This window comes from Sporomusa sp. KB1, assembly GCF_007830295.1.
GTDB lineage: Bacteria > Bacillota > Negativicutes > Sporomusales > Sporomusaceae > Sporomusa.
Genome location: NZ_VLKC01000002.1, coordinates 4,247,652 through 4,269,403 on the forward strand (window position 1 = coordinate 4,247,652; position 21,752 = coordinate 4,269,403).

Consider the following 21,752-nt stretch of genomic DNA (forward strand, 5'->3'; position numbering starts at 1 on the left):
GTGGAGGCGGCAGCAATCAATGGTATCAAGAAAAGAGCGAAAGCAAAACAATACCAATAGGCTTTGGATTAAGTTCCTGCGAGTTTATGACACCTCTAAAATAGTAAATATAGCATTTATTAGCTGCATGATGGCGATGGCAGCAGGATTAGCATTTAGTACTTATCTTAATTGTACAACCAGTGCCATTCCTGTAAGCGGATCAGCCTATTATGGCCAACGTCTTCCGGCCTTGTGGCCGAACGCGAAAACCGTGCTGTTTTTAGGTGTCCCAGGGTTATCTGAGATATCCAGGCCGCAAAATGCAGTAAAAATAACGCCTGAATTTACTGCCGGGACTGTCAGTCATCGCTTAGTGTCATTATTGGCAAATATTGATTTTAGGGATTTACGAACCTTATTTACCCAAGAGATTCCTTTTATGCTGGCTTTTACAAAGCCAGGTACACCTGTTGTCAGTGCTGCAACTCTACCGAATTTTCCCCAATTTGACTCTCAAAGTGTAAGTAAAGAAAAGCCATTAGTGGGGATCTATCATACCCATACGGCAGAAGCATTTATTCCTAATTCCGGTGTTGCACACCGGCCGGGCGGTCAACGTGGTGATATTGTAGAAGTAGGTGAGGCTTTAGTCCGCCAGCTTGAAAAGTCTGGTGTTAAAGCCCTCCAGAGTCAGGCTATTCATGACTATCCCAGCTTTATGAAAGCATATGGACCTTCAGAAGCTACAGCCCAAAAAATGCTAGATGAAAACCCCTCGCTGCAAATGATTTTTGATATTCACCGTGATGCTGAAAAACGCGAAAATATCACAGCTATCGTCAACGGCATACAAGTAGCCAAAATTACTATTGTTGTAGCTACTGGCCAGCAAGATTTACCACAGCCCCATTGGCAGCAGAATCATGCTTTTGCTAAATTAATTGAAGCTAAACTTAATGAAAAATATCCTGGCTTATGCCGCGGTATTCAACTTGTAGAATGGCGGTATAACCAGCATCTTCACCCGCGCGCTCTCTTACTTGAGGTAGGTTCGCAGGAAAGCAGCAAGGAAGAAGCAATACGGAGCATGGAACTGCTGGGAGACATATTGGTCGAGATACTTGCTGAAAACCGGTAGTTGCAGTAAGGAGGATTGCCATGTTCCGACAGGTGGTGACACCAGATATAAGGTTGATTATTCGTGGTCTATTTATATTGCTAACAATTATCGCCGTTGGTGTGGGGATAGTTGAATACCAGATGGCAACACTGACTCATCGTCCAGTGCAAGAAATTTTTGCAAATAGTGTTATAGTAACTATTGCCAATTATTTAATTCCTGTTCCCATGAAAATTGAAACTGAATTTTCGCGATTAGAATATTGGCTTGCTGTCTGGCATCAACAATTTGTTGACGAAGCATTTAGAGCTAAACAGGTGGCTGGCGAATATTGGAAGCAGGTTAAGCCTTATGTTGACACTGCATCGCAAACCCTAAGAACAAAAACCTGGCAAGGGGTGCAGCAGTTGGATGAGTATATCCGTGAATATAGGTAAAACTTGCAGTTTGCGGGCTGCTAATGGTATAATTTATAGAAGTATGTAAAAAAGCTTTATTATACCAGGGAGGAGCCCCAGTTATATGGATACAGGACATATACGTAATTTCTCAATTATAGCCCACATCGACCATGGTAAATCTACCATTGCAGACCGGTTGTTGGAGTATACAGGAGCTCTCTCTGCCCGTGAGATGGAAGAACAGGTATTAGATCATATGGACCTTGAACGGGAGCGTGGCATTACAATCAAAGCCCAGGCTGTGCAGCTAGCTTATACAGCCAAAGACGGCGAAACCTACATGCTCAATCTTATTGACACTCCCGGACATGTTGATTTTACATATGAGGTTTCCCGAAGCTTAGCAGCGTGTGAGGGCGCGTTGTTAGTCGTTGATGCAGCGCAAGGGATTGAAGCACAGACGCTTGCTAATGTTTATTTAGCTCTTGAGCATGATCTTGAGATTATTCCTGTTATCAATAAAATTGACCTGCCAAGTGCCGAACCAGAGCGAGTGAAAACTGAAATCGAAGAAGTAATTGGGTTAGATACCTCTGATGCAGTTCTGGCTAGTGCCAAGACTGGTACTGGTATTGAAGAAATTCTTGAAGCGATTGTAAGAAAGGTTCCCCCACCTGCAGGTAAGGCTGACGAATCGTTAAGTGCTTTAATTTTCGACTCTCATTTTGATTCTTATAAAGGCGTAATCGCTTATGTACGGGTAATGAACGGCAGTATTAAGCCAGGTATGAAAATTAAAATGATGGCCACTAATAAGATTGTTGAAGTAGCGGAAGTTGGTGTTTTCAAGCCTTATCTGGCTAATGTTGCCCTATTAGGGCCAGGCCAGGTCGGCTTTGTTGCTGCCAGCGTAAAAAATGTAATCGATATCCGGGTAGGCGATACAATTACCGGGGCAGAACATCCAGTAGCTGAACCTTTGCCTGGCTACCGCAAAATTACGCCGATGGTGTATTGCGGGCTTTACCCGGTAGACAGCACTGACTATGAGAATTTGCGGGACGCTTTAGAAAAACTGCAGTTAAATGATGCATCACTGGTCTTTGAACCGGAAACTTCCATTGCGCTTGGTTTCGGTTTTCGCTGCGGCTTCCTGGGACTTCTCCATATGGATGTTGTTCAAGAACGCCTGGAACGCGAATATAATCTAACCCTTATCACTACTGCACCAAGTGTAATTTATCGTGTGTTTAAAACCGATGGCCAGGTTGTCGAGATTGAAAACCCGTCAAAATTACCGACAGTACAAGAAATTAACTATGTGGAAGAACCGTATGTAAAAGCAACCATCATTGTTCCTAATGATTATGTAGGCCCGGTTATGGAGCTTTCACAAGAAAAACGCGGCGAATTTAAAGATATGAAATATCTGGATACGAACCGGGTTACGCTAACCTATCATTTGCCACTTAGTGAGATTATTTTTGATTACTTTGACAAGCTGAAATCATCGACACGCGGGTATGCTTCTCTGGATTACGAACTTTGTGGCTATCAGACCTCAGAGCTTGTTAAATTGGATATTTTACTTAACGGCGAACCTGTGGATGCCCTTAGTGTAATTGTCCATCGGGATCGGGCTACTCATCGCGGCCGGCAGCTTGCCGAGAAACTCAAAGGGATTATTCCCCGTCAAATGTTTGAGATTCCTATTCAGGCCGCTATTGGCAGCAAAATAATTGCCCGCGAAACGGTAAGAGCTATGCGCAAGGATGTACTTGCCAAATGTTATGGCGGTGATATTACCCGTAAGCGAAAGCTGCTGGAAAAGCAAAAAGAGGGTAAAAAACGCATGAAACAAGTGGGTAATGTGGAAGTTCCCCAAGAAGCCTTTATGGCAATTTTGAAAATGGACTAAGGGTAAATAACTATGAGTAAGCTTGGTCTATATGTGCATATTCCGTTTTGCCGGAAAAAATGTTTATATTGTGACTTTTCTTCTTATGCTCTGGCTGAGCATCTGTTTGATGCCTATACTACCGCCTTGTGTCAGCAGATTGCTGATCAGGGCGGTATGCTATGTAAACCACCTGTTGACACAGTCTATATTGGTGGCGGCACACCCAGTGTACTGCCTGTACCTTTATTGGAAAAAATACTTACAAGCCTGACTACGAACTTCACTATCCAACCGGGGGCGGAAATCAGTATGGAAGCCAATCCTGGTACAGTCACCAAAGAGCAATTGATTGCGATAAAGGCTATGGGTATAAATAGGCTCAGTTTTGGTGTTCAATCTTTTAATGACAAATTGCTTGCCTGCCTGGGACGAATTCATCGAACGCCAGATAGTCTTGCGGCGATAGAAGCTGCTTACAACGCTGGGTTTACTAATATAAGTATTGATTTGATGTATGGCTTGCCAGGACAGACTAGTGACGGTTTTGCCCGGGAACTTGAGCAGGCAGTAGCACTACATACCAGTCATATTTCAGTCTATGGTCTTAAACTGGAAGCAGGCACTCCACTTGCAACTGCTTATGACCAAGGCGTACTTATCTTACCAGATGAGATAGAGGAAGAATCCATGTATGATCATATGACTGATTTTTTACCCACTCACGGTCTCATGCGCTATGAAATTTCAAACTTTGCCCGCCCGGGAAGCGAATGCCGCCACAACCTAAAATACTGGCGATATCAGCCCTATTTGGGGCTTGGCTGTGCAGCGCATTCCTTTTTACAGGGTGAGAGGATAAGCCAGGTAACCGGGGTTGAGGACTATATTGAAGCGATAGCAACCAAAAGTTCAGCTGTCGCTATGAAAGAACAGCTTACAAAAAAAGAGTCGATGGCTGAATATATTTTTTTAGCTTTACGGACTGTAGAGGGAATGGGAGTTGCAGCATTTAACCAATATTTTGCGACTGATTTTTTTAGTCAATTTAGTAAAAATTGGGATAATCTTACCCATCAAGGTTTAGTGGCAACAGATACTAAACAGATATGGTTAACTGAGCGGGGTATGAAGTTTGGCAATATTGTATTTCGTTCGTTTTTGCCTGACTAAATACACATTTACTATCTTGACATTAACCCCAATGAGTGGTATTTTTTTAGTAGGTGTTAGCACTCGACTGACACGAGTGCTAACAAGAGGGAGGTGGACCCCATGTTAGATGAAAGAAAGCGGAAAATTTTACAGGCTATTATTGACGATTATATATCTACAGCCGAACCGGTCGGTTCACGGACGATTGCCCGTAAGTATGATTTAGGCATTAGTCCAGCCACCGTCCGCAATGAAATGGCAGATTTGGAACTTTTGGGCTATCTTGAACAACCACATACTTCCTCTGGCAGAGTACCGTCAGTCAAAGGCTACCGCTTTTATGTTGATTGCTTGCTGGCTCCACCTCAGATTTCCGCTAAAGATATCGCAATCATTGATAATTGGTATCATACCAAAGCGCGCCGGATGGAAGAGGTTTTTCAAGAAACTGTTAAGATTATGTCCCGCATGACCAGTAATGTTTCCATGGTATTGGCACCACAGGTGTCGCAATGTACCTTTAAATACATTCAGTTTTTACCATTGGATGAGCGACGTTCGATTGTTGTCATCGTTACAGACACAGGCCTGTTAGAAAACAAAATTATCGCCATACCTGAGGGGCTTAATCATGAGGATTTGGGGCGTGTGGCCAATGCTATAAATTCCCGTCTGGGAGGGTTGGCTGTTGACCTTATCACAACGCCGGTTCTAAAAGATATACAAAATGATATTTTGCCTGATCCTCAAGTGTATGAGCGGGCGATCACACTTTTAAAGCAAGTACTTACTGTGGAAAAAAATGAGAAGGTGTATCTTGGCGGCACAACGCAAATGTTAAATCAGCCTGAATTCAGGGATGTTGATAAAATCAAAGGCCTCTTAACCATGCTTGAAGAAGACAGGTTACTGTGCGATATTCTCCACATGTCCAACAGTGACGGTGTGATTGTTACGATTGGTCAGGAGAATAAATATACTGGCATTCATGATTGCAGTGTTGTTCAGGCCACCTACCGTATTGATGGTCAGGTAGTAGGAACTGTAGCTGTGCTTGGACCTACCAGAATGGAATATGGTAAAACCATGTCAGTGCTTAAGTTTATGCAACGCCATTTAGGTGAAATTTTGAAACAGTATAAAGTGTTATAGATGGGAGGAACTACATGAATTTGAAGCAAGCTGGCAGTGGAGCTGATGTTGATGAACGGTTAGCCGCATTATTAACAAATGCCAATGCTGTACGGGCCATAACTGCTGCTGTGGAAGGAACTATCGGTCCTAAAGGACTTGATACGATGCTGGTTGACCGTTTTGGTGAAGTCATTATTACCAATGATGGTGTCACTATATTAGATAAAATGGATGTTAACCATCCAGCAGCCAAAATGCTTATTAATACAGCCAAAGCGCAACAGGCAGAAGTGGGTGATGGTACAACTACAACCACAATTATGGCTGGCAGCCTGGTCTCAGAGGGTGTAAACCAAGTCATGCGCGGCGTGCCGGTCGCTAGGGTCATTGAAGGTGTGAAATATGGTATTGCCCAAATTTTAGCGGGTGTACGCGAACGCTCGCGCAGCATTACTGATGTTAATGACCCTATTTTGCGGAGTATTGCCATGATTGCCGGACGGGAGCATGAGGATATTGCCGATTTAGTTGTAGAGGCTGCCAGGCTGATCGGCGTAGAAAAACTTAATGAATACAATTTCAAGTTATCCGAAATTATCACCGCCGAAGCTAGTGCTAACAATGAAGTATTTATGGGCGTTATTGTTGATCAAGAACGTATGTCCCAGGAAATGCCGGAAAAAATAGTAGATGCCAAGTTACTGCTTGTTGATGATGCGCTTGAACCAGAAGAGATTGAAGACGAGGCCTTAAGTACTGAGACCGGCTTTAAACGCTATATTGATTTGCAAGATGAGTTTAAGAAAAACGTGCAGAAAATTGTCGAGCTTGGTGTCAGCGTAGTTATGGTGGACCGGGGCGTACATAGTGCTGCTGAAGAAATACTTACAGATGCTAATATAATGGTTATTGAGCGTGTATCCTCAAAGGATTTGCGGCGGGTAGCCGACCACACAGGTGCACGCATGATTAAACGCACAGGTCTTAAAAAAGAATCTGCCGATATTGGAAAGTACCTGGGTACGGCAGAAAAGGTATACCAGGATGAAAAGCTTGAACAAGTGCGCGTCCTTGGTGGTAATGGCAAACCTATGGCGACTATTTTGGTCGGCGCAGCTACAGAAGAGGTGGTGGGAGAACGCGAGCGTATTGCTAAAGATGCGGCATCCAGTGTACAGGCGGCAGTGAAAGGCGGCTATGTACCAGGGGGTGGTTCAATCGAAATTGCTATGGCGCGCGAGGTTATCAAATACCGGGAGAATCTCAAAGGCATGGCTGCCTATGGCCTTGACTGTGTGGCCAATGCACTGAAACAGCCATTGTCGCAAATTGTAGAGAATGCCGGTTTTAATCCACTGGAAAAAGTAGAAGAAATTATAACTACGCAAGTGGCGCAGAACTCAGATTCGTTAGGTGTTGATTGTGATACTGGTGAAGTAGTCGATATGCTGGTACGGGGTGTAATTGATCCTGTCCCAGTCAAGCTTCATGCTATCAAGGCCGCTGGTGAAGTGGCTGTGGCTATTTTGCGTATTGATACTATTATTAAGAAAAAAGAAGAAGGAGCCAATGCCCAGAAAGCGGGCGGCGCCGATAACAGCATGCCTGATTTTTAATTTGGAGGTGAAAGTTAGTGACACAAAAGGAAAACGAGCAAGAGCAACCAGCACAAGAATGTGTTCTTGACGAAACAGCTGACGAAAATCCTGAAATATGCTTGGCATCTGATGATGTAAGTCAATTGATGAGCGCGTTAGAGGAGAAGAGCCGGTTGATTGAGGAAATGACTGACCGGTATAAACGATTACAGGCCGATTTTGATAATTTTCGGCGGCGTACCAGGCAGGAGAAGGAAGAATTATCAACAGTAGTGGCTGAACAAATTGTTTGTGAGCTGTTGCCTGTGGTAGATAACTTTGAACGGGCAACGGCCAGTAAGGCCACAGATCTTGATACATTGGCAACAGGAGTGCAAATGATCTTCAAACAATTGCACAATGCTCTGTCTCAAATGGGTGTAGAGTCTGTCAATGCGGTTGGTACTGTTTTTGACCCAACCCAGCATGAAGCCGTCATGCGGGTTGCAGATGATACCCAGCCTGATGGCATGGTAGTTGAAGAATTGCAAAAAGGTTACAAAGTAAAGGGACGATTAATCCGTCCCAGCATGGTAAAAGTAGTAGGAAATTAATTAACAAGATTTTTACTTAAGGAGGAATTCGATAATGGCAAAAGTAATTGGTATTGACCTTGGTACTACTAACTCATGTGTGGCTGTAATGGAAGGCGGCGAACCTGTTGTTATTCCAAATCCGGAAGGCAGTCGTATTACCCCTTCAGTTGTAGGTTTTTCAAAAAATGGTGAACGCCTTATCGGGCAGATAGCTAAGCGGCAGGCAGTATCTAATCCTGACGGTACTGTTAGCTCCATCAAACGTCATATGGGTACTACTTATAAGGTAACTATTGAAGGAAAAGACTATACTCCCCAGGAAATTTCGGCAATGATTTTGCAAAAACTTAAAGCCGATGCCGAAGCGTATCTTGGTGAAACTGTAAGTCAGGCAGTAATTACTGTACCTGCCTACTTTACTGACAGTCAACGCCAAGCCACAAAGGATGCTGGTGCTATCGCCGGCCTGGAAGTGCTGCGTATTATTAACGAGCCTACAGCAGCTGCTCTGGCGTATGGTATGGAGAAAAGTAATGACCATACTGTGTTGGTATTTGATTTAGGTGGCGGCACCTTTGATGTGTCTATTCTTGAGTTAGGTGACGGTGTATTCGAAGTTAAGGCTACCAGCGGCAATAACCGTCTTGGTGGTGATGATTTTGATGAGCGCGTTGTAAATTGGCTGGTAAGCGAATTCAAAAAAGAACAGGGTATTGATTTGTCCAGTGACCGCATGGCTATGCAGCGTCTGAAAGAAGCTGCTGAAAAAGCTAAGATTGAGTTGTCAGGGGTACTTACTAGCAATGTTAATCTACCGTTTATAACGGCTGACCAAACTGGCCCAAAACATCTTGATCTCAACCTGACTCGTGCCAAATTTGATGAGTTAACAGCTGATCTTGTCGAATCTACTATGGGACCAACCCGTCAGGCATTAAGTGATGCCGGATTATCTGCGAGCGATATTGCTAAAGTTATTCTTGTTGGTGGTTCTACCCGTATTCCTGCTGTTCAGGAAGCCATTAAAAAGTCTTTAGGCAAGGAACCACACAAAGGGGTTAACCCGGACGAGTGCGTGGCTGTTGGCGCAGCTATCCAAGCCGGTGTACTTGTCGGCGAAGTCAAAGACGTACTGCTGTTAGATGTTACCCCACTGTCTTTGGGTATTGAAACTCTGGGCGGGGTTTTCACCAAAATTATTGACCGCAATACCACTATTCCGACTTCCAAGAGCCAAACCTTCTCGACTGCTGCCGATAATCAGCCATCTGTTGATATTCATGTCCTCCAGGGCGAGCGGGAAATGGCCTCCTATAATAAAACCCTGGGACGTTTTGAACTTTCAGGTATTCCGCCAGCTCCCCGGGGTGTACCACGCATTGAAGTTAGCTTTGACATTGATGCCAATGGTATTGTTCATGTATCAGCAAAGGATTTAGGTACAGGTAAAGAACAAAAGATTACCATTACTTCTTCTGGCGGTCTGGATAAAGATGAAGTAGAAAAAATGGTTAAAGAGGCCGAATCCCACGCAGCTGAAGATAAAAAACGCAAAGATGAAATAGAAGTACGCAACAATGCTGATTCTTTGGTCTATAATGCGGAAAAAACCATTAAAGAATTTGGTGATAAGGCCGACAAAGCACTGGTAGAGCAAGTTCAACAAGCTGCTGACAAACTTAAAGAGTCGTTAAAAGGCAGTGACATTGAAGTGATCAAGGCTGATACCGAAGCTCTTACCAAGCCGCTCTATGAATTATCAACTGCTATGTATCAGGCAACGGCGCAAGCCGAAGGTGCACAACCAGGCGGTCAACAAGCTCCTGAGGGCGCTGCTCCTCAGGACGACAAAGTAGTTGATGCTGAATATAAAGTGGTGGATGAAGATAAGAAATAAACTTGTTTCAGCATAGCTGAAACATCGGCGGGTTCAGGTGGGGAGTCTACCCCACCTGAACAAAATGCCGCCTGCAGAGGCGGGAGTCTTAACTCGCCGCAAAAGATAAAATAGCTGGGATGGTGTGAAGTGAGTAAGCGAGACTATTATGAAGTGCTGGGTGTAGCCAAAACAGCATCTGAAGATGAGTTGAAAAAGGCGTACCGTAAATTGGCCCGCAAGTACCATCCTGACGTTAACCGCGATAACCCTAAGGAAACCGAAGAACAGTTCAAAGAAGTCAACGAAGCTTACGAAATTCTATCTAATGCCGAGCGCCGGGCGCAGTATGACCAATTTGGTCATGCTGCGTTTGATGCTGCTAACGGTGGTGGCGCTGGCGGGTTTGGCGGTGGCGGCGGTGCTGGTGGATTTTCTGATATATTTGATATGTTTTTTGGCCAGTCTGGTTTCGGAGGGTTTGGTGGCGGTCGCAGTCCAGGACCTGAACGTGGATCTGATTTACGCTACGACATGGAAATTAAATTTGAGGAAGCTGCTTTCGGATTAGATACGGAAATTCAAGTACCTCGTACCGAAGATTGCAGTGCTTGCCAAGGTTCAGGTTCTGCTCCGGGAACGCATCCGGAAACTTGTCCTGACTGCCGCGGCACAGGCCAAGTTCAGGTAACGCAAAATACTCCGTTTGGTCGCATGGTTAACGTTAAGGCCTGTGATCGCTGTCATGGTGAAGGTAAGATTATAAAATCACCTTGTAAAGAGTGCCATGGCCGGGGAAAAGTGCGCGTTAACCGCAAAATTAAAATTAAAATTCCTGCCGGTGTTGATAATGGTTCCCGGCTTAGAGTGACCCATGAAGGAGAAGCCGGGCAACGTGGCGGTCCTCCCGGAGATCTGTATGTTTATCTTTTTGTAAAACAGCATAAACTGTTTACACGTGAAGGCAATGACGTTATTTGTGAAGTACCAATTAATTTTGTGCAGGCTACCTTGGGTGATGAAATTGAAGTTCCCACCCTGGATGGTAAAGTCCAGCTTAAAGTTCCTGAAGGGACACAAACCGGCACTGTATTTCGCGTTAAAGACAAAGGCATTCCGCATTTACGCGGTCACGGGCGTGGCGATCAACATGTGCGTGTTAAGATAGTAACACCTAAAAAATTAACCAATCGCCAAAAAGACCTGTTGCGGGAGTTTGCGAATGCTGGCGGGGCTGATCCTACTGCAGAGGAAAAAGGGTTTTTTAAAAAGTTTAAAGACGTCTTTGGTGTTATGTAATTGGTAGTGGTTTATTAATTGAAGTTTAAGGGGCGATGGCGCATGAAATGGTCTGAGATCAGCATTCAAACCTCCCATGAAGCTACAGAAGCAGTAGCTAATATCTTCCATGATCTAGGGGCAAGCGGGGTAGTAATAGAAGATCCTGAATTGATTAATACTTACCGGCGCTCAGGAAGTTGGGATTACTGCGACATCCCCGAAGAACTGGAGACTGAAGTTGTAACTATTAAGGCTTATTTGCCTGTTGACGAGTTCTTAGATGATAAACTGCGCGTGTTTGAAGAACGGTTCAACAGTCTAAAGGAACATGATCTTGATAAAGGGCGTGGCTGCATACATTGCCGGGAAGTCCAGGAGGAGGATTGGGCCTCGTCCTGGAAAGAATATTTTCATCCAGTGCGGGTAAGTGAGCATATTGTCATAAAACCGTCCTGGGAAGAATATCTGCCCGTTGAAGATGACATCATTATTGAACTTGATCCGGGGATGGCTTTCGGTACAGGTACACATCATACCACTTCGATGTGTATACGCGCACTGGAGGATGTAATCAAACCAGGACATACTGTCTTTGATGTGGGTACCGGTTCCGGTATTTTGTCAGTAGCTGCAGCTAAGCTGGGCGCAGCTTTGGTTCATGCGATTGATCTTGATCCGGTGGCAGTACGGGTCGCAACAGAAAATGTTACCTTTAACAAGGTTGTAGATACTGTTACGATTACCCAGGGAGATCTGTTGACAGGTGTGACCGGTAAGGCTGATGTTATTGTTGCCAATATTATTGCTAACATAATAATAAAAATGCTGCCAGATGTCCGTAACCGACTGGCTAATACCGGTGTCTTCATTGCCAGCGGTATTATTAGTGAGCGTTTAAGCGATGTTACCCAAGCGCTGATTGAGAATGAGTTTGTTATTGATAAAGTGATAGAAGAAGGCGGCTGGGTAGCCATTGTAGCTAACAGCGTCAGCCGGTAACGCTGTTATGCGCCGTTTCTTTATTGATGCACCACTCAGCGAACATATGGTTATTGCGAATGCCGATGCCCGCCATATAGCTTCCGTGCTTAGGCTTAGTGCCGGTGCTACTGTCCTGGTATCTGACCGGGACGGTAAATCGGGTAAAGCCGAAATCATAGCGGCAAATCCAGAGGCTATTGAACTTAGGCTGCTTGAATTTCTTGAAGATACAACCGAATCGCCGATTAACATCTGGTTGGTTCAAAGCTTAGCTAAAGGCGAAAAGATGGATTTTATTATCCAAAAAGCAGTAGAACTTGGTGTGTATGGTATTATTCCGGTCGCCACCGCACACTCGGTAGTTCGCTACGACGCTGCCAAACAGGTAGATAAGGTAGCGCGCTGGCAGAAAATAGCCCGGGAAGCAGCCAAACAGTGTGGCCGCAGCTGTATTCCGCAAGTTTGTCAGGTAACTAGTCTGGCGCAGGTATTGGAAAATAATGAATTTGCCGCAGCCAATAAAATCATGCTGTATGAAGGACAAGCTGCCCAGGGAATAAAACAGGCGCTTACTGATTCTAGCAGCCAGACCTATGTGCTGTTTATTGGCCCGGAAGGTGGCTTTAGCTCAGCTGAAGTTGATTTATGCCAGGAACATGGCATAAGAATTGTAACCATGGGACCGCGTATTATGCGTACAGAAACCGCCGCGTTAGCAGCTATTTCTGCAGTTATGTATGAATGCGGCGATTTGGGGGGCTAACTATGCCACAAGTAGCGTTTACAACGCTGGGGTGTAAGGTAAATCAGTTCGAAACTGAGGTCATGGAAGGCCTGTTTAAGGTTCGTGGCTACAAAGTAGTGGACTTTGACCAACATGCCGATATCTATGTAATTAATACTTGTTCTGTTACTAATCTTGGCGAAAAAAAATCCCGCCAACTTATTAGACGGGCCAGCAGGCAAAATCCAGCGGCTATTATTGCTGTTGCTGGTTGCTACTCGCAGGTTTCGCCTGACAAAGTCTCACAAATTCCCGGTGTTGATGTTATTGTCGGTACACAAGACCGGACACGGATTGTTGAACTGGTCGAAGAGGCTGCTAACAATAACCGTACCCGCCAGGTTAATGTTGTTGCTGACATTATGCAGGCTAAGGAATTTGAAGATATACCCCTATTTTCAATGCCTGGACGAACAAGGGCTTTTCTGAAAATCCAGGAAGGCTGCACTAATTTTTGCACCTATTGTATTATTCCCTATGCCCGTGGGCCTTTGCGGTCCCGAACACTTGCCAGCATTGCTGTTGAGACTGAAAAACTGGTGGCAGCAGGATTTAATGAAATTGTGCTTACCGGAATTCATCTTGGCGCTTTTGGCCGCGATTTAGTACATAATAATGGAGCCGAAATCACATTGGTTGAGGCTGTTGAGACGGTGTTATCGGCTGGTGTCCAGGGACTCATGCGCCTTAGACTGGGCTCACTTGAATCGATAGAGCTCTCTGATCGATTGATTTCCTTAATGCAAACCGATAAACGTCTTTGTCCGCATCTTCATTTGCCATTACAAGCAGGTGATGACCAGATCTTAATGGCCATGAACAGACAGTACACTACAGCTGAGTACAGGGAATTAATTACCAATATAAAAGCCCAGGTGCCGGGGATTGCTATTACAACAGATATCATTGTAGGGTTTCCTGGTGAAACTGACGAACTATTTGAAAATACCCTGAATTTTGTTGCCACAATAGGTTTTGCCAAAATTCATGTATTTCCTTATTCTCGTCGTACTGGTACGCCTGCTGCTGAATTTTCAGAGCAGGTGCCAGCAGCAGATAAAAAAATTCGTGTACAACGCTTGCAGCGCCTCGCTGACAAGCAGAGTAGAGCGTTTTACCAGTCATTTTTGGGACAAAAGCTGGATGTATTATTTGATACCGTAGAGGCGAAGGGGATTATCTCTGGCTTAACAGGCAACTATGCCCGCATATATGCAGCTGGTAACCAGGAAAGTATTGGGAGAATTGCTGCTGTTAAGCTGGAACGATTTCATCAAGATGGTCTTTGGGGTCAAATAACGGAATATTTTTCTTGAATACCATATTTTCAGCAGGAGTTTATAAAATTAAGCAGAATATTTTAGATAGTAAGTGTATATTACTATCTACTGCGGAGGGAATGCCCATGCAGGAGGACTGTATTTTTTGTAAAATTGCAGCGAAAACCATTCCGGTAAATGCCGTTTATGAGGACGAATATCTTATTGCTTTTCCTGATATAAAGCCTGCGGCACCGGTACATTTGCTGGTAATACCTAAGAAGCATATTGACAATATTCTTGAGGCGGCTCCTGAAGATACTGCTTTACTTGGGCATATTTTGGCGACTATTCCCAAGATAGCAACCATTGCGGGATTAGCGGAGGATGGCTTCCGCACCGTTATCAATACCAAAGATAACGGTGGACAAACGGTTTATCACCTTCATTTCCATGTATTGGGCGGTAAATTCATGACTTGGCCTCCAGGTTAATATTGACAAGATTCAGTGTGCTAGTGTATAATAATTAGGTGTATGTTATTCAAGTACACTTCCTCGTAATGGTTCTAGTGGAGGGAGGGAGATCAGATGTCTGAAGTTAAAGTAGGCAAAAATGAAACGCTTGACAGCGCACTCCGCCGGTTCAAGCGCACTTGCCAAAAAGCCGGGGTGCTTGCAGAAGTTAGAAAACGCGAGCATTATGAAAAACCGAGCGTAAAACGCAAGAAAAAATCCGAAGCAGCGCGTAAACGTAAGTTTAACTAGTTTCGGAGGGAGTAATTTCATGTCTCTTAAAGACAGATTAACTGAAGATATGAAGCTGGCCATGAAGGCGAAAGAAGCCGGAAAATTGCGGCTTTCTGTTATCCGTATGGTTCGTGCTAATATCAAGTATGTAGAGATTGACAAAAAAAGAGAACTTTCTGAAGAGGAGGTTCTCGATGTACTGGCTAAAGAAGTCAAAATGCGCCGGGATTCGATAGAAGAGTTCAAAAAAGGCAATCGTCTTGATTTAGTGGAGAACCTTGAACACGAAATCGATATTCTGATGCAGTACCTTCCTCAACAATTAGGCGAGCAAGAGTTACGTGTGCTTGTGGCTGAAGCTGTTAAAGAGTCTCAAGCTGTGAGCGCTAAAGATATGGGCAAGGTTATGGCTGTGCTGATGCCAAAAGTGAAAGGGCGCGCTGATGGTAAGTTAGTAAATACCGTTGTGCGCGAGTTCTTAAATAAGTAGAACAGATTTAAATCCGGCGTTAAAAGCGTCGGATTTTAGTTTTAGTATTTCGCAGTAAGAAGTTACAGATGCAGGCAGGTGGGGTATTGGCAGAAAGTCTGTAACCAGCTAGCTGTATGGTATCAAAAAAATAAGACAAGCAAAAGCTTGTCTTATTTATAGTCAGCGAAGCAAAATTCTATGTTGTTGCTATAACAGATACTATAATTTGTGGTAGGAATAGTAGTACGTTATTTCATCAGTAGTAGTATAAACTACAGGTAGTAGAAACAGTTGCTACATATAGGCTATGTTTAAATTGTGCAATCATAGAGATAGTTTGCTAAAAAAATGATACAAAGGCTTCACTCAAACTATATTAAGACAATAACATGCAATAATCGACATGTCAATAGAAAAACAATAAGTTAAAATTTTCAAACTTTCGACAAAACACATTTTAGAGAAAAACAGGAATGCTGCTATTTGCTGACGAATATACTAGTAAGGCAAGATAACAACTCTGGGGTGAGGTGAATCTATGCGGTATACCGTCGTAAATAAAATTTTAATTGTACTGTTAGTGACTTTGTTTTTCTTATTTATTGTGGACAGGCCGGCTGAAGCCGCTGGAACCGGACCAGTAATTAGCATCGCCATTAAAGGAGAGATTAATGGTGGTCAGGCTGCTCTTGTTCACAAGGCTATGGCTGATGCTGAAAGTAAACAGGCACAGGCTATTTTACTGGAAATTGATACCTTTGGCGGCTTGGTTGACTCGGCTGTTAGTATTCGGGATATGATTATAAGCTCACCGGTGCCAACTATTTGCTATATAAAAAACCGGGCGTGGTCGGCAGGAGCACTTATTGCGATTTCTCATAAGCATATTGCGATAGCACCTGGTGGTAGTATTGGCGCTGCAGAACCAATACCGACTACAGAGAAAACGGTGGCTGCCTTAAAAGCTGAATTTGCTGCAACAGCGAACAAAACCGGCCGTAATCCCCAGGTAGCTGAAGCCATGGTAGATAAATCGTTAGGCTTCCCAGGCTATGCTGAACCAGGTCAAATACTGGCGCTTACCGATTATCAGGCAACAAAGGTTGGTTTTGCTGATATCGTGGCACCTGATCGCGATGCGGTGGTAACGCATTTTGGGTTTGCAGGCAGCCCGGTAATAGAATATACATTAGGCTGGCAGGAAAAAGCGGTAGGCTGGCTGGCTGATCCAACAGTTAAATCTTTTTTAATGTCAATTATATTTTTAGCGGTGTTGACAGAAATTAAAACCGCGGGGCTGGGGGTAGCTGCCCTGATTGGGTTACTGGCAGCGGCACTATTTTTTGGCAGTCAGTGGATTACCGGGATTGCCGGCTGGCTGGAGATCCTTCTGTTTTTGGGAGGTATTCTGCTAGTATTCCTTGAGCTTTATACACCAGGTGTAGGTCTATTTGGAATTAGTGGTATTATTGCGATCTTTGCCAGTTTATTTTTGACATTAGGGGCTAATGCTGCTGCCATTAATCTATTAGCTATTAGTTTAGTGGTTTCCATTATCGTTTTTTTAGTATTGGTAAAACGTCTGCCTTCAAGCAAACTGTGGTCAAGGCTCATTTTACATGAGAGTGAGACAAAGAGTGCGGGTTTTAGCAGCAGCCTTGATTATAGTCTATACCTTGATAAAACAGGAATAACCCTTACAGGGCTTCGTCCTGCCGGAACTATAATAATTGATGGTAATCAACTTGATGTAGTCTCTGAGGGCCAGTATATTGCGCCTAATAAATTAGTAAAGGTGGTGAGTATAACCGGCAATCGTATTGTAGTACGACTTATTAATCAATAATATAGTGGGAGGTAGTGTATTTGTCAGCTTTATTAGGTAGTGCGTTTATTGTAGTACTGGTAATTGTTGCTATCAGTTTATTTCTGCATTTTGTTCCCCTTGGCTTGTGGATTTCAGCGTTAGCGGCCGGCGTCAATGTTGGTATTTTTACCCTTGTCGGCATGCGGCTCAGACGGGTGCCACCAAGTAATATTGTGCTCCCTTTGATTAAGGCTAACAAAGCAGGCCTTACTGTACACGTTAATCAGCTTGAAGCCCATTATTTGGCAGGCGGTGATGTTGATAAGGTAATTGATGCTCTGATTGCCGCTCATCGTGCTGAAATCCCGTTACCATTTGAACGTTCTGCGGCCATTGACTTAGCTGGACGGAACGTGCTTGAGGCTGTTCAAATGAGCGTTAACCCCAAAGTCATTGAAACTCCGCTTGTTTCAGCGGTAGCTAAAAATGGTATTGAGCTCAAAGTAAAAGCGCGGGTTACTGTAAGGGCTAACATTGATCGTTTGGTTGGTGGTGCGGGCGAGGCTACAGTTATAGCCCGTGTTGGTGAAGGTATTATTACTACTGTAGGCTCGACTGACGACCATCGGGATGTATTGGCTAACCCTGATTTTATTTCGCATACTGTACTGAATAAAGGGTTGGATTCCGGCACTGCGTTTGAAATTCTTTCCATTGATATTGCTGACGTTGATGTTGGCCGCAATATTGGCGCCGAGTTGATGACCGACCAGGCGGAAGCCGAGAAGCGTATTGCGCAAGCCAAGGCCGAAGAGCGTCGCGCTATGGCAGTAGCCCAGGAACAGGAAATGCGGGCTTTCACGCAGGAAATGCAGGCGAAAGTAGTAGAGTCGCAAGCCGATGTACCGAAAGCGCTTGCGGTTGCCCTAAAAGAAGGCCGTATTGGCGTGATGGACTACTATAATATGAATAATGTGCTGGCAGATACGCAAATGCGTGAAACCATTGCCAAAGCAGGGCCGGTAGAAACCTCGACTGCGCCAAAGACAGATGAACCTAAAAATAGGTAGGTGAAGCTATGGAAAATTTAATTCCGTTGCTGTTACTACTGGTATTGTATCTTGTACCTGAGTTATTAAAACGGCGAAAAAATCCTAAAGACTATAAATATCCTGATATTCCGGATAACGTGCCTCAACCGTCTCATAGACCACCAATTGATATAATTAGTAAGCCTGCTTCTACACCAATAACAGATGTTAGCATGGAAGCTCCGAAAAGCTGGGTTACGTCTCCGAAACCAGCGATAACGATGCCTGCTCCTGTAAACGTACCACACACCACAGCTGCAGATTCACCATGGCAAGGTAAGCTTTCGCCGCAGCTAATACAAAATGGCTTGATTTTTTCAGAAATAATTCAGCCACCGCGTGCCTATCGCCCTATTTGGCGGCGCCCTAAATAACCTGCTGGTAAAAGTAGACTGAATTAAAGCCTATAACCTAGTGGAATTACTAGGTTTATAGGCTTTTTCTTTTGTGGTTTACTATAAATATTATGTAAGCATCAAGGGCGGCTTTGGTTTTGTCAGTAAATGTAAGAATAAGAAGATAAGAATATAGTTACATTTACTGGAAATTTTAGGTTCGACTGCTCATTTGGTGAGGGAGATTGCAGGCTTGCCAGCCAATCTCTGGCTGATGTGTTGGCCCAAACGGTCTGCAAAACTTCCAGTGCTCCCGATAGAAGTATTAAGCAATACCACGGCGGCATAGTCGCCTTTGGTATTGAAGAAGGCATAGGAACTGTAGCCACCGGTTGCGCCGTTGTGCCAGTAGTTTCCTGATTCAGTATCGTAGAACCAGGCAAGTGCGATGCGTGTTCCAGGAAAGGCATCAGCGCGCAGTTCATGTTGCTGAGTGAGCGCGGCGGAGAGTGTGGCGGCTGCGGTGGATTTTGCAATGGGCTTGAAGGCTGTAGGATGGAGATTGGCCTCAAGGTAGGTGAGCATATCTCCTGCCGTGGATCGGATGGCTCCTGCTCCGGCCAAAGCGTCCATATTCCAGGCGTGTGCCGGACGGTGATCTCCGTTGTGGCCGGGGATGAAGCGAACTAATTGTTCGGGTGTAAGGGAAACAGTTGTGTCTTTGAGTCCGAGTGGATCGACGACTTCCTCTTTTAGAAGGGCGGGATAAGTGAGGCCCGAATGGACGGCAAGGGCTTGGCCGAGAAGACCAAAACCGAGGTTGCTGTAAAGGAAGCCGGAGGTGGCTGGTTTGGCAACACCTCGGTTGGCCAGAAACTCATAAAGATTGACCGGATGATAGTCGGCATAAGGGTTGACTAAATCGGCAGGTTTGAAGTTATCCAGCATTCTTGGGAGACCAGAGTGCTGAGTGGCGAGATCAAGGAGGGTGATTTCATCGCCTGCTGGTTTGGCGACGGTTCCGGGCGGCAATAACTCGCGGACAGGTTCATCGAGCGTAACTTTGCCCTGCTCAACTAACTGTGAAAGGATGAGCCCGGTGAATGTCTTTGTGATGGAGCCGATTTCGAAAATCGAGTCAGGCTTGGCGGTGCCATAACTGAATATACGGCGAACCCCGTGTTCAACAACTGCGATGGTGACGCCTGTTCCGGTTGTGGGGCTAAGCCACCCGGACTTGAGAGCTTCAGCGATGTCCTTGTCGAGAACCGATTGAAGGTCGGCTACTGCTACGGGAGACAGAGCAGGGTCGTAGGTGGGCGGCGGAATGGGAGTGGCGGTTAATTCGACCGACTGGCGTGTGAAATTCAGCGGCAAAGGGACGCCCTGGTTCCATGTGCCAGTCAGGGCCTTTCCATCTGCGGAGAGCTTTCCACTCCAGTATCCATGAACTACTGGAACATCGAAGGAGAAATCTTCGCCCGAAAAGACAACATTGGTACATTCGAGACCCATGGCGTGCTGATCCAGGCTGTCAAGAGTGCACAACTCGTGTCCTGCGCTATCGCTCTTCACGTGTAGCTGGATGCGCAGTGTAGCGCCGTTACCCTGCAAGGTCCCCAACCAGATGCCATCGACGGGGGCAGGTTTGGCGGCAGGAATAAAAGTGTCGCAAACGAAGTTCAGGGGCTGTGGTGTTCCTTGGTCCCAGGTGCCAGTGAGTCCGTCGGCTGTGACGATACCCTTCCACGTCCCATGGACGGCGGGAACGGAGAAGGTAATGGATTGTCCGTCGAGATGAAAGTCGGAACAGGGGAGCCCGATAGCACCTTGATCGATGCTGTCAAGAGTACCTGTCACTGTGCCTGTGGCGTCGACCTTCAGATGCAGCTTTATGTGCAGAGTGCCGAGGGTTCCTGTGTAGTCTCCACAGATAGTTGGTTTTTGCACCTGCGATTGGTCGCCAGCGTCTTCCGCTGCAGCGATGCCCGGTATCCAGAGGGCCAGGCTCACTGCCAATACACAAAACAGCGCTCGTATTATTTTTTTCATCAACATTCACTTCCTACTCGCTATACTTTAGTATATATAATACAGATGACGTCCATTTCTATAATATACCTTGTTATGTATTGAAAACCGTGCGCCAAACAAATAATTTTACTCAAAATAGCAATAATGGTGCATATATACAAGGGACTTGTCGGATTTAGCTAGAATAAATTAAACAATATGCCTAGTTTGGTAAAGTATAATCTCAAAATAGATTTAGGTTACTAAATTTTAGGAGGAATATTAGATGCCAAAAGATAAAACCCATTGGATACTTGCATCGGAAATTGGAAACCGGCTGCGGGATGAACAACTAAAAAAGTTGATTAGCAATAACTATGCTTCATTCTTAGTTGGTGCAATTGCATATGATATTCCATTTTTCGGTAGAGGAAAATATAGTCATACTCTCACAGAAAAAGCCAGTGAACTTCATGGTGTTAAAACGTGTGATGTTTGGGAACCGATTATAAAATTACTTCAAAGCTATGTTATGTTCAAAACTGCCGATGATTCGGTAATTGCATTCGTATTAGGATGTATTACTCATATAATAATTGATAGTCAATTTCATCCTTTTATATATTTTTTTACAGGTTATTATGATGTTGACAGTAATAAAAGAAACCATGCGATAGTTAAACATAGAGAAATTGAAGCCCACCTGGATTTATATTATTTAGAAAAGACGGGATACACTGGTCCGGTAAGTGCTAAAGTGATAGTTGAACAATTACATAGACCTACATTAATAACAAACTTAGCTCTGTTATATTTTGGGAATAGGGGAATTAAAGAAGTTGCTATGACTCAGAACTGTTTAAATAATTATATTAAATATCAAGGTCTATTCAGTAATTATTTTATAAAATGCCTAGTAAGCATTGTTGGCTTAGCGAACGATGAAATGAAGAAAATAAGTGCATTATTTTATCCTAAATCGATTGCACCTACATATCGTCAATTGTTTGACAATACGGAATGGTATCAACATCCTTCATCAGGAAAAGTAATTGAGGAATCTCTAAAAACGATATATGAAAACTGTATTGAGGTTATGGTTTCAACTATCTGTCAATTTAGCTCCTGCAAAACGATTGAAGATTATCTAAATGTTATTAGGAAATTTCCAGCGGTATCTTTGGAAACTGGTAGTGAATGTGCCAGACCTTCATTAATGAGATATTTTTCATGAAACGTCCC

The 21,752-nt window shown here is 44.3% G+C and carries 20 protein-coding genes; 19 read left to right on the top strand and 1 reads right to left on the bottom strand.

The annotated features are described in order from the left end of the window. Nucleotides 1–19 precede the first annotated feature (19 nt). From spoIIP to SALPA_RS23650, 18 genes are all read left to right on the top strand, one after another. The gene (gene spoIIP / locus SALPA_RS23565) at nt 20–1,120 is read left to right on the top strand and encodes a stage II sporulation protein P (RefSeq protein ID WP_255451321.1); all 1,101 of its coding nucleotides are present in this window, start codon (nt 20–22) and stop codon (nt 1,118–1,120) included. 20 nt (nt 1,121–1,140) lie between these two features. Further along, a complete protein-coding gene (locus tag SALPA_RS23570) occupies nt 1,141–1,539 on the top strand; it encodes a hypothetical protein (protein ID WP_145099801.1) in 399 nt (132 codons plus the stop codon). Between the two features lie 85 nt (nt 1,540–1,624). Further along, nucleotides 1,625–3,421 carry a translation elongation factor 4 gene (gene lepA, locus SALPA_RS23575; protein ID WP_145099804.1) on the top strand — a complete coding sequence of 599 codons (1,797 nt, stop codon included), beginning with the start codon at nt 1,625–1,627 and terminating at the stop codon, nt 3,419–3,421. 12 nt (nt 3,422–3,433) lie between these two features. Further along, nucleotides 3,434–4,573, top strand: coding sequence for a radical SAM family heme chaperone HemW (gene hemW, locus SALPA_RS23580; RefSeq protein WP_145099807.1), 1,140 nt, complete (start codon nt 3,434–3,436; stop codon nt 4,571–4,573). Nucleotides 4,574–4,675: 102 nt separating this feature from the next. Beyond that, nucleotides 4,676–5,707, top strand: coding sequence for a heat-inducible transcriptional repressor HrcA (gene hrcA / locus SALPA_RS23585; protein ID WP_145099810.1), 1,032 nt, complete (start codon nt 4,676–4,678; stop codon nt 5,705–5,707). Nucleotides 5,708–5,721: 14 nt separating this feature from the next. After that, complete coding sequence (locus SALPA_RS23590; RefSeq protein WP_145099813.1) at nt 5,722–7,305, top strand: TCP-1/cpn60 chaperonin family protein; 1,584 nt, start codon at nt 5,722–5,724, stop codon at nt 7,303–7,305. A gap of 17 nt (nt 7,306–7,322) precedes the next feature. After that, nucleotides 7,323–7,880 carry a nucleotide exchange factor GrpE gene (grpE, locus tag SALPA_RS23595; RefSeq protein WP_145099817.1) on the top strand — a complete coding sequence of 186 codons (558 nt, stop codon included), beginning with the start codon at nt 7,323–7,325 and terminating at the stop codon, nt 7,878–7,880. A 34-nt stretch (nt 7,881–7,914) separates the two neighbouring features. Further along, complete coding sequence (gene dnaK, locus SALPA_RS23600; RefSeq protein WP_145099819.1) at nt 7,915–9,759, top strand: molecular chaperone DnaK; 1,845 nt, start codon at nt 7,915–7,917, stop codon at nt 9,757–9,759. Nucleotides 9,760–9,888: 129 nt separating this feature from the next. After that, complete coding sequence (dnaJ, locus tag SALPA_RS23605) at nt 9,889–11,037, top strand: molecular chaperone DnaJ (RefSeq protein WP_145099822.1); 1,149 nt, start codon at nt 9,889–9,891, stop codon at nt 11,035–11,037. A gap of 42 nt (nt 11,038–11,079) precedes the next feature. Continuing rightward, nucleotides 11,080–12,018 (top strand): 50S ribosomal protein L11 methyltransferase, encoded by a 939-nt coding sequence (gene prmA, locus SALPA_RS23610; protein ID WP_145099825.1) that lies wholly within the window; start codon nt 11,080–11,082, stop codon nt 12,016–12,018. A 7-nt stretch (nt 12,019–12,025) separates the two neighbouring features. Continuing rightward, entirely contained in the window at nt 12,026–12,763 is a 738-nt protein-coding gene (locus SALPA_RS23615; protein ID WP_145099828.1) for a 16S rRNA (uracil(1498)-N(3))-methyltransferase, read from the top strand. A 2-nt stretch (nt 12,764–12,765) separates the two neighbouring features. Continuing rightward, the gene (gene mtaB / locus SALPA_RS23620) at nt 12,766–14,100 is read left to right on the top strand and encodes a tRNA (N(6)-L-threonylcarbamoyladenosine(37)-C(2))-methylthiotransferase MtaB (RefSeq protein WP_145099831.1); all 1,335 of its coding nucleotides are present in this window, start codon (nt 12,766–12,768) and stop codon (nt 14,098–14,100) included. 89 nt (nt 14,101–14,189) lie between these two features. Further along, entirely contained in the window at nt 14,190–14,537 is a 348-nt protein-coding gene (locus SALPA_RS23625; protein ID WP_145099834.1) for a histidine triad nucleotide-binding protein, read from the top strand. 96 nt (nt 14,538–14,633) lie between these two features. Then, on the top strand, nt 14,634–14,810 hold the full coding sequence (rpsU, locus tag SALPA_RS23630; protein ID WP_021167731.1) for a 30S ribosomal protein S21: 177 nt from the start codon (nt 14,634–14,636) through the stop codon (nt 14,808–14,810). Nucleotides 14,811–14,829: 19 nt separating this feature from the next. After that, nucleotides 14,830–15,282 (top strand): GatB/YqeY domain-containing protein, encoded by a 453-nt coding sequence (locus SALPA_RS23635; protein WP_145099837.1) that lies wholly within the window; start codon nt 14,830–14,832, stop codon nt 15,280–15,282. A 520-nt stretch (nt 15,283–15,802) separates the two neighbouring features. Next, nucleotides 15,803–17,110, top strand: a complete 1,308-nt coding sequence (locus SALPA_RS23640) for a nodulation protein NfeD (RefSeq protein ID WP_145099841.1) — start codon at nt 15,803–15,805, stop codon at nt 17,108–17,110. 14 nt (nt 17,111–17,124) lie between these two features. After that, the gene (gene floA / locus SALPA_RS23645) at nt 17,125–18,141 is read left to right on the top strand and encodes a flotillin-like protein FloA (protein WP_145099844.1); all 1,017 of its coding nucleotides are present in this window, start codon (nt 17,125–17,127) and stop codon (nt 18,139–18,141) included. Nucleotides 18,142–18,149: 8 nt separating this feature from the next. After that, nucleotides 18,150–18,536 carry a hypothetical protein gene (locus SALPA_RS23650; protein ID WP_145099847.1) on the top strand — a complete coding sequence of 129 codons (387 nt, stop codon included), beginning with the start codon at nt 18,150–18,152 and terminating at the stop codon, nt 18,534–18,536. Between the two features lie 189 nt (nt 18,537–18,725). Here SALPA_RS23650 and SALPA_RS23655 read toward each other — a convergent pair whose 3' ends face one another. After that, nucleotides 18,726–20,549 carry a serine hydrolase gene (locus tag SALPA_RS23655; RefSeq protein WP_186451206.1) on the bottom strand — a complete coding sequence of 608 codons (1,824 nt, stop codon included), beginning with the start codon at nt 20,547–20,549 and terminating at the stop codon, nt 18,726–18,728. A gap of 247 nt (nt 20,550–20,796) precedes the next feature. Between SALPA_RS23655 and SALPA_RS23660 the strand changes: the two genes are divergently transcribed. After that, nucleotides 20,797–21,744: a zinc dependent phospholipase C family protein gene (locus tag SALPA_RS23660; protein ID WP_145099854.1), complete on the top strand. Its 948-nt coding sequence runs from the start codon at nt 20,797–20,799 to the stop codon at nt 21,742–21,744. Nucleotides 21,745–21,752: the final 8 nt, after the last annotated feature.

Excerpts from the sequence above, each read along its gene's own strand:
- SALPA_RS23590 (WP_145099813.1), top strand. The coding sequence starts at position 5,722 with ATGAATTTGAAGCAAGCTGGCAGTGGAGCTGATGTTGATGAACGGTTA.
- hemW (WP_145099807.1), top strand. The coding sequence starts at position 3,434 with ATGAGTAAGCTTGGTCTATATGTGCATATTCCGTTTTGCCGGAAAAAA.
- SALPA_RS23615 (WP_145099828.1), top strand. The coding sequence starts at position 12,026 with ATGCGCCGTTTCTTTATTGATGCACCACTCAGCGAACATATGGTTATT.
- hrcA (WP_145099810.1), top strand. The coding sequence starts at position 4,676 with ATGTTAGATGAAAGAAAGCGGAAAATTTTACAGGCTATTATTGACGAT.
- prmA (WP_145099825.1), top strand. The coding sequence starts at position 11,080 with ATGAAATGGTCTGAGATCAGCATTCAAACCTCCCATGAAGCTACAGAA.
- SALPA_RS23640 (WP_145099841.1), top strand. The coding sequence starts at position 15,803 with ATGCGGTATACCGTCGTAAATAAAATTTTAATTGTACTGTTAGTGACT.
- SALPA_RS23655 (WP_186451206.1), bottom strand. The coding sequence starts at position 20,549 with ATGAAAAAAATAATACGAGCGCTGTTTTGTGTATTGGCAGTGAGCCTG.
- SALPA_RS23625 (WP_145099834.1), top strand. The coding sequence starts at position 14,190 with ATGCAGGAGGACTGTATTTTTTGTAAAATTGCAGCGAAAACCATTCCG.
- rpsU (WP_021167731.1), top strand. The coding sequence starts at position 14,634 with ATGTCTGAAGTTAAAGTAGGCAAAAATGAAACGCTTGACAGCGCACTC.
- SALPA_RS23650 (WP_145099847.1), top strand. The coding sequence starts at position 18,150 with ATGGAAAATTTAATTCCGTTGCTGTTACTACTGGTATTGTATCTTGTA.
- lepA (WP_145099804.1), top strand. The coding sequence starts at position 1,625 with ATGGATACAGGACATATACGTAATTTCTCAATTATAGCCCACATCGAC.
- spoIIP (WP_255451321.1), top strand. The coding sequence starts at position 20 with ATGGTATCAAGAAAAGAGCGAAAGCAAAACAATACCAATAGGCTTTGG.
- SALPA_RS23635 (WP_145099837.1), top strand. The coding sequence starts at position 14,830 with ATGTCTCTTAAAGACAGATTAACTGAAGATATGAAGCTGGCCATGAAG.
- SALPA_RS23660 (WP_145099854.1), top strand. The coding sequence starts at position 20,797 with ATGCCAAAAGATAAAACCCATTGGATACTTGCATCGGAAATTGGAAAC.
- mtaB (WP_145099831.1), top strand. The coding sequence starts at position 12,766 with ATGCCACAAGTAGCGTTTACAACGCTGGGGTGTAAGGTAAATCAGTTC.
- dnaK (WP_145099819.1), top strand. The coding sequence starts at position 7,915 with ATGGCAAAAGTAATTGGTATTGACCTTGGTACTACTAACTCATGTGTG.
- SALPA_RS23570 (WP_145099801.1), top strand. The coding sequence starts at position 1,141 with ATGTTCCGACAGGTGGTGACACCAGATATAAGGTTGATTATTCGTGGT.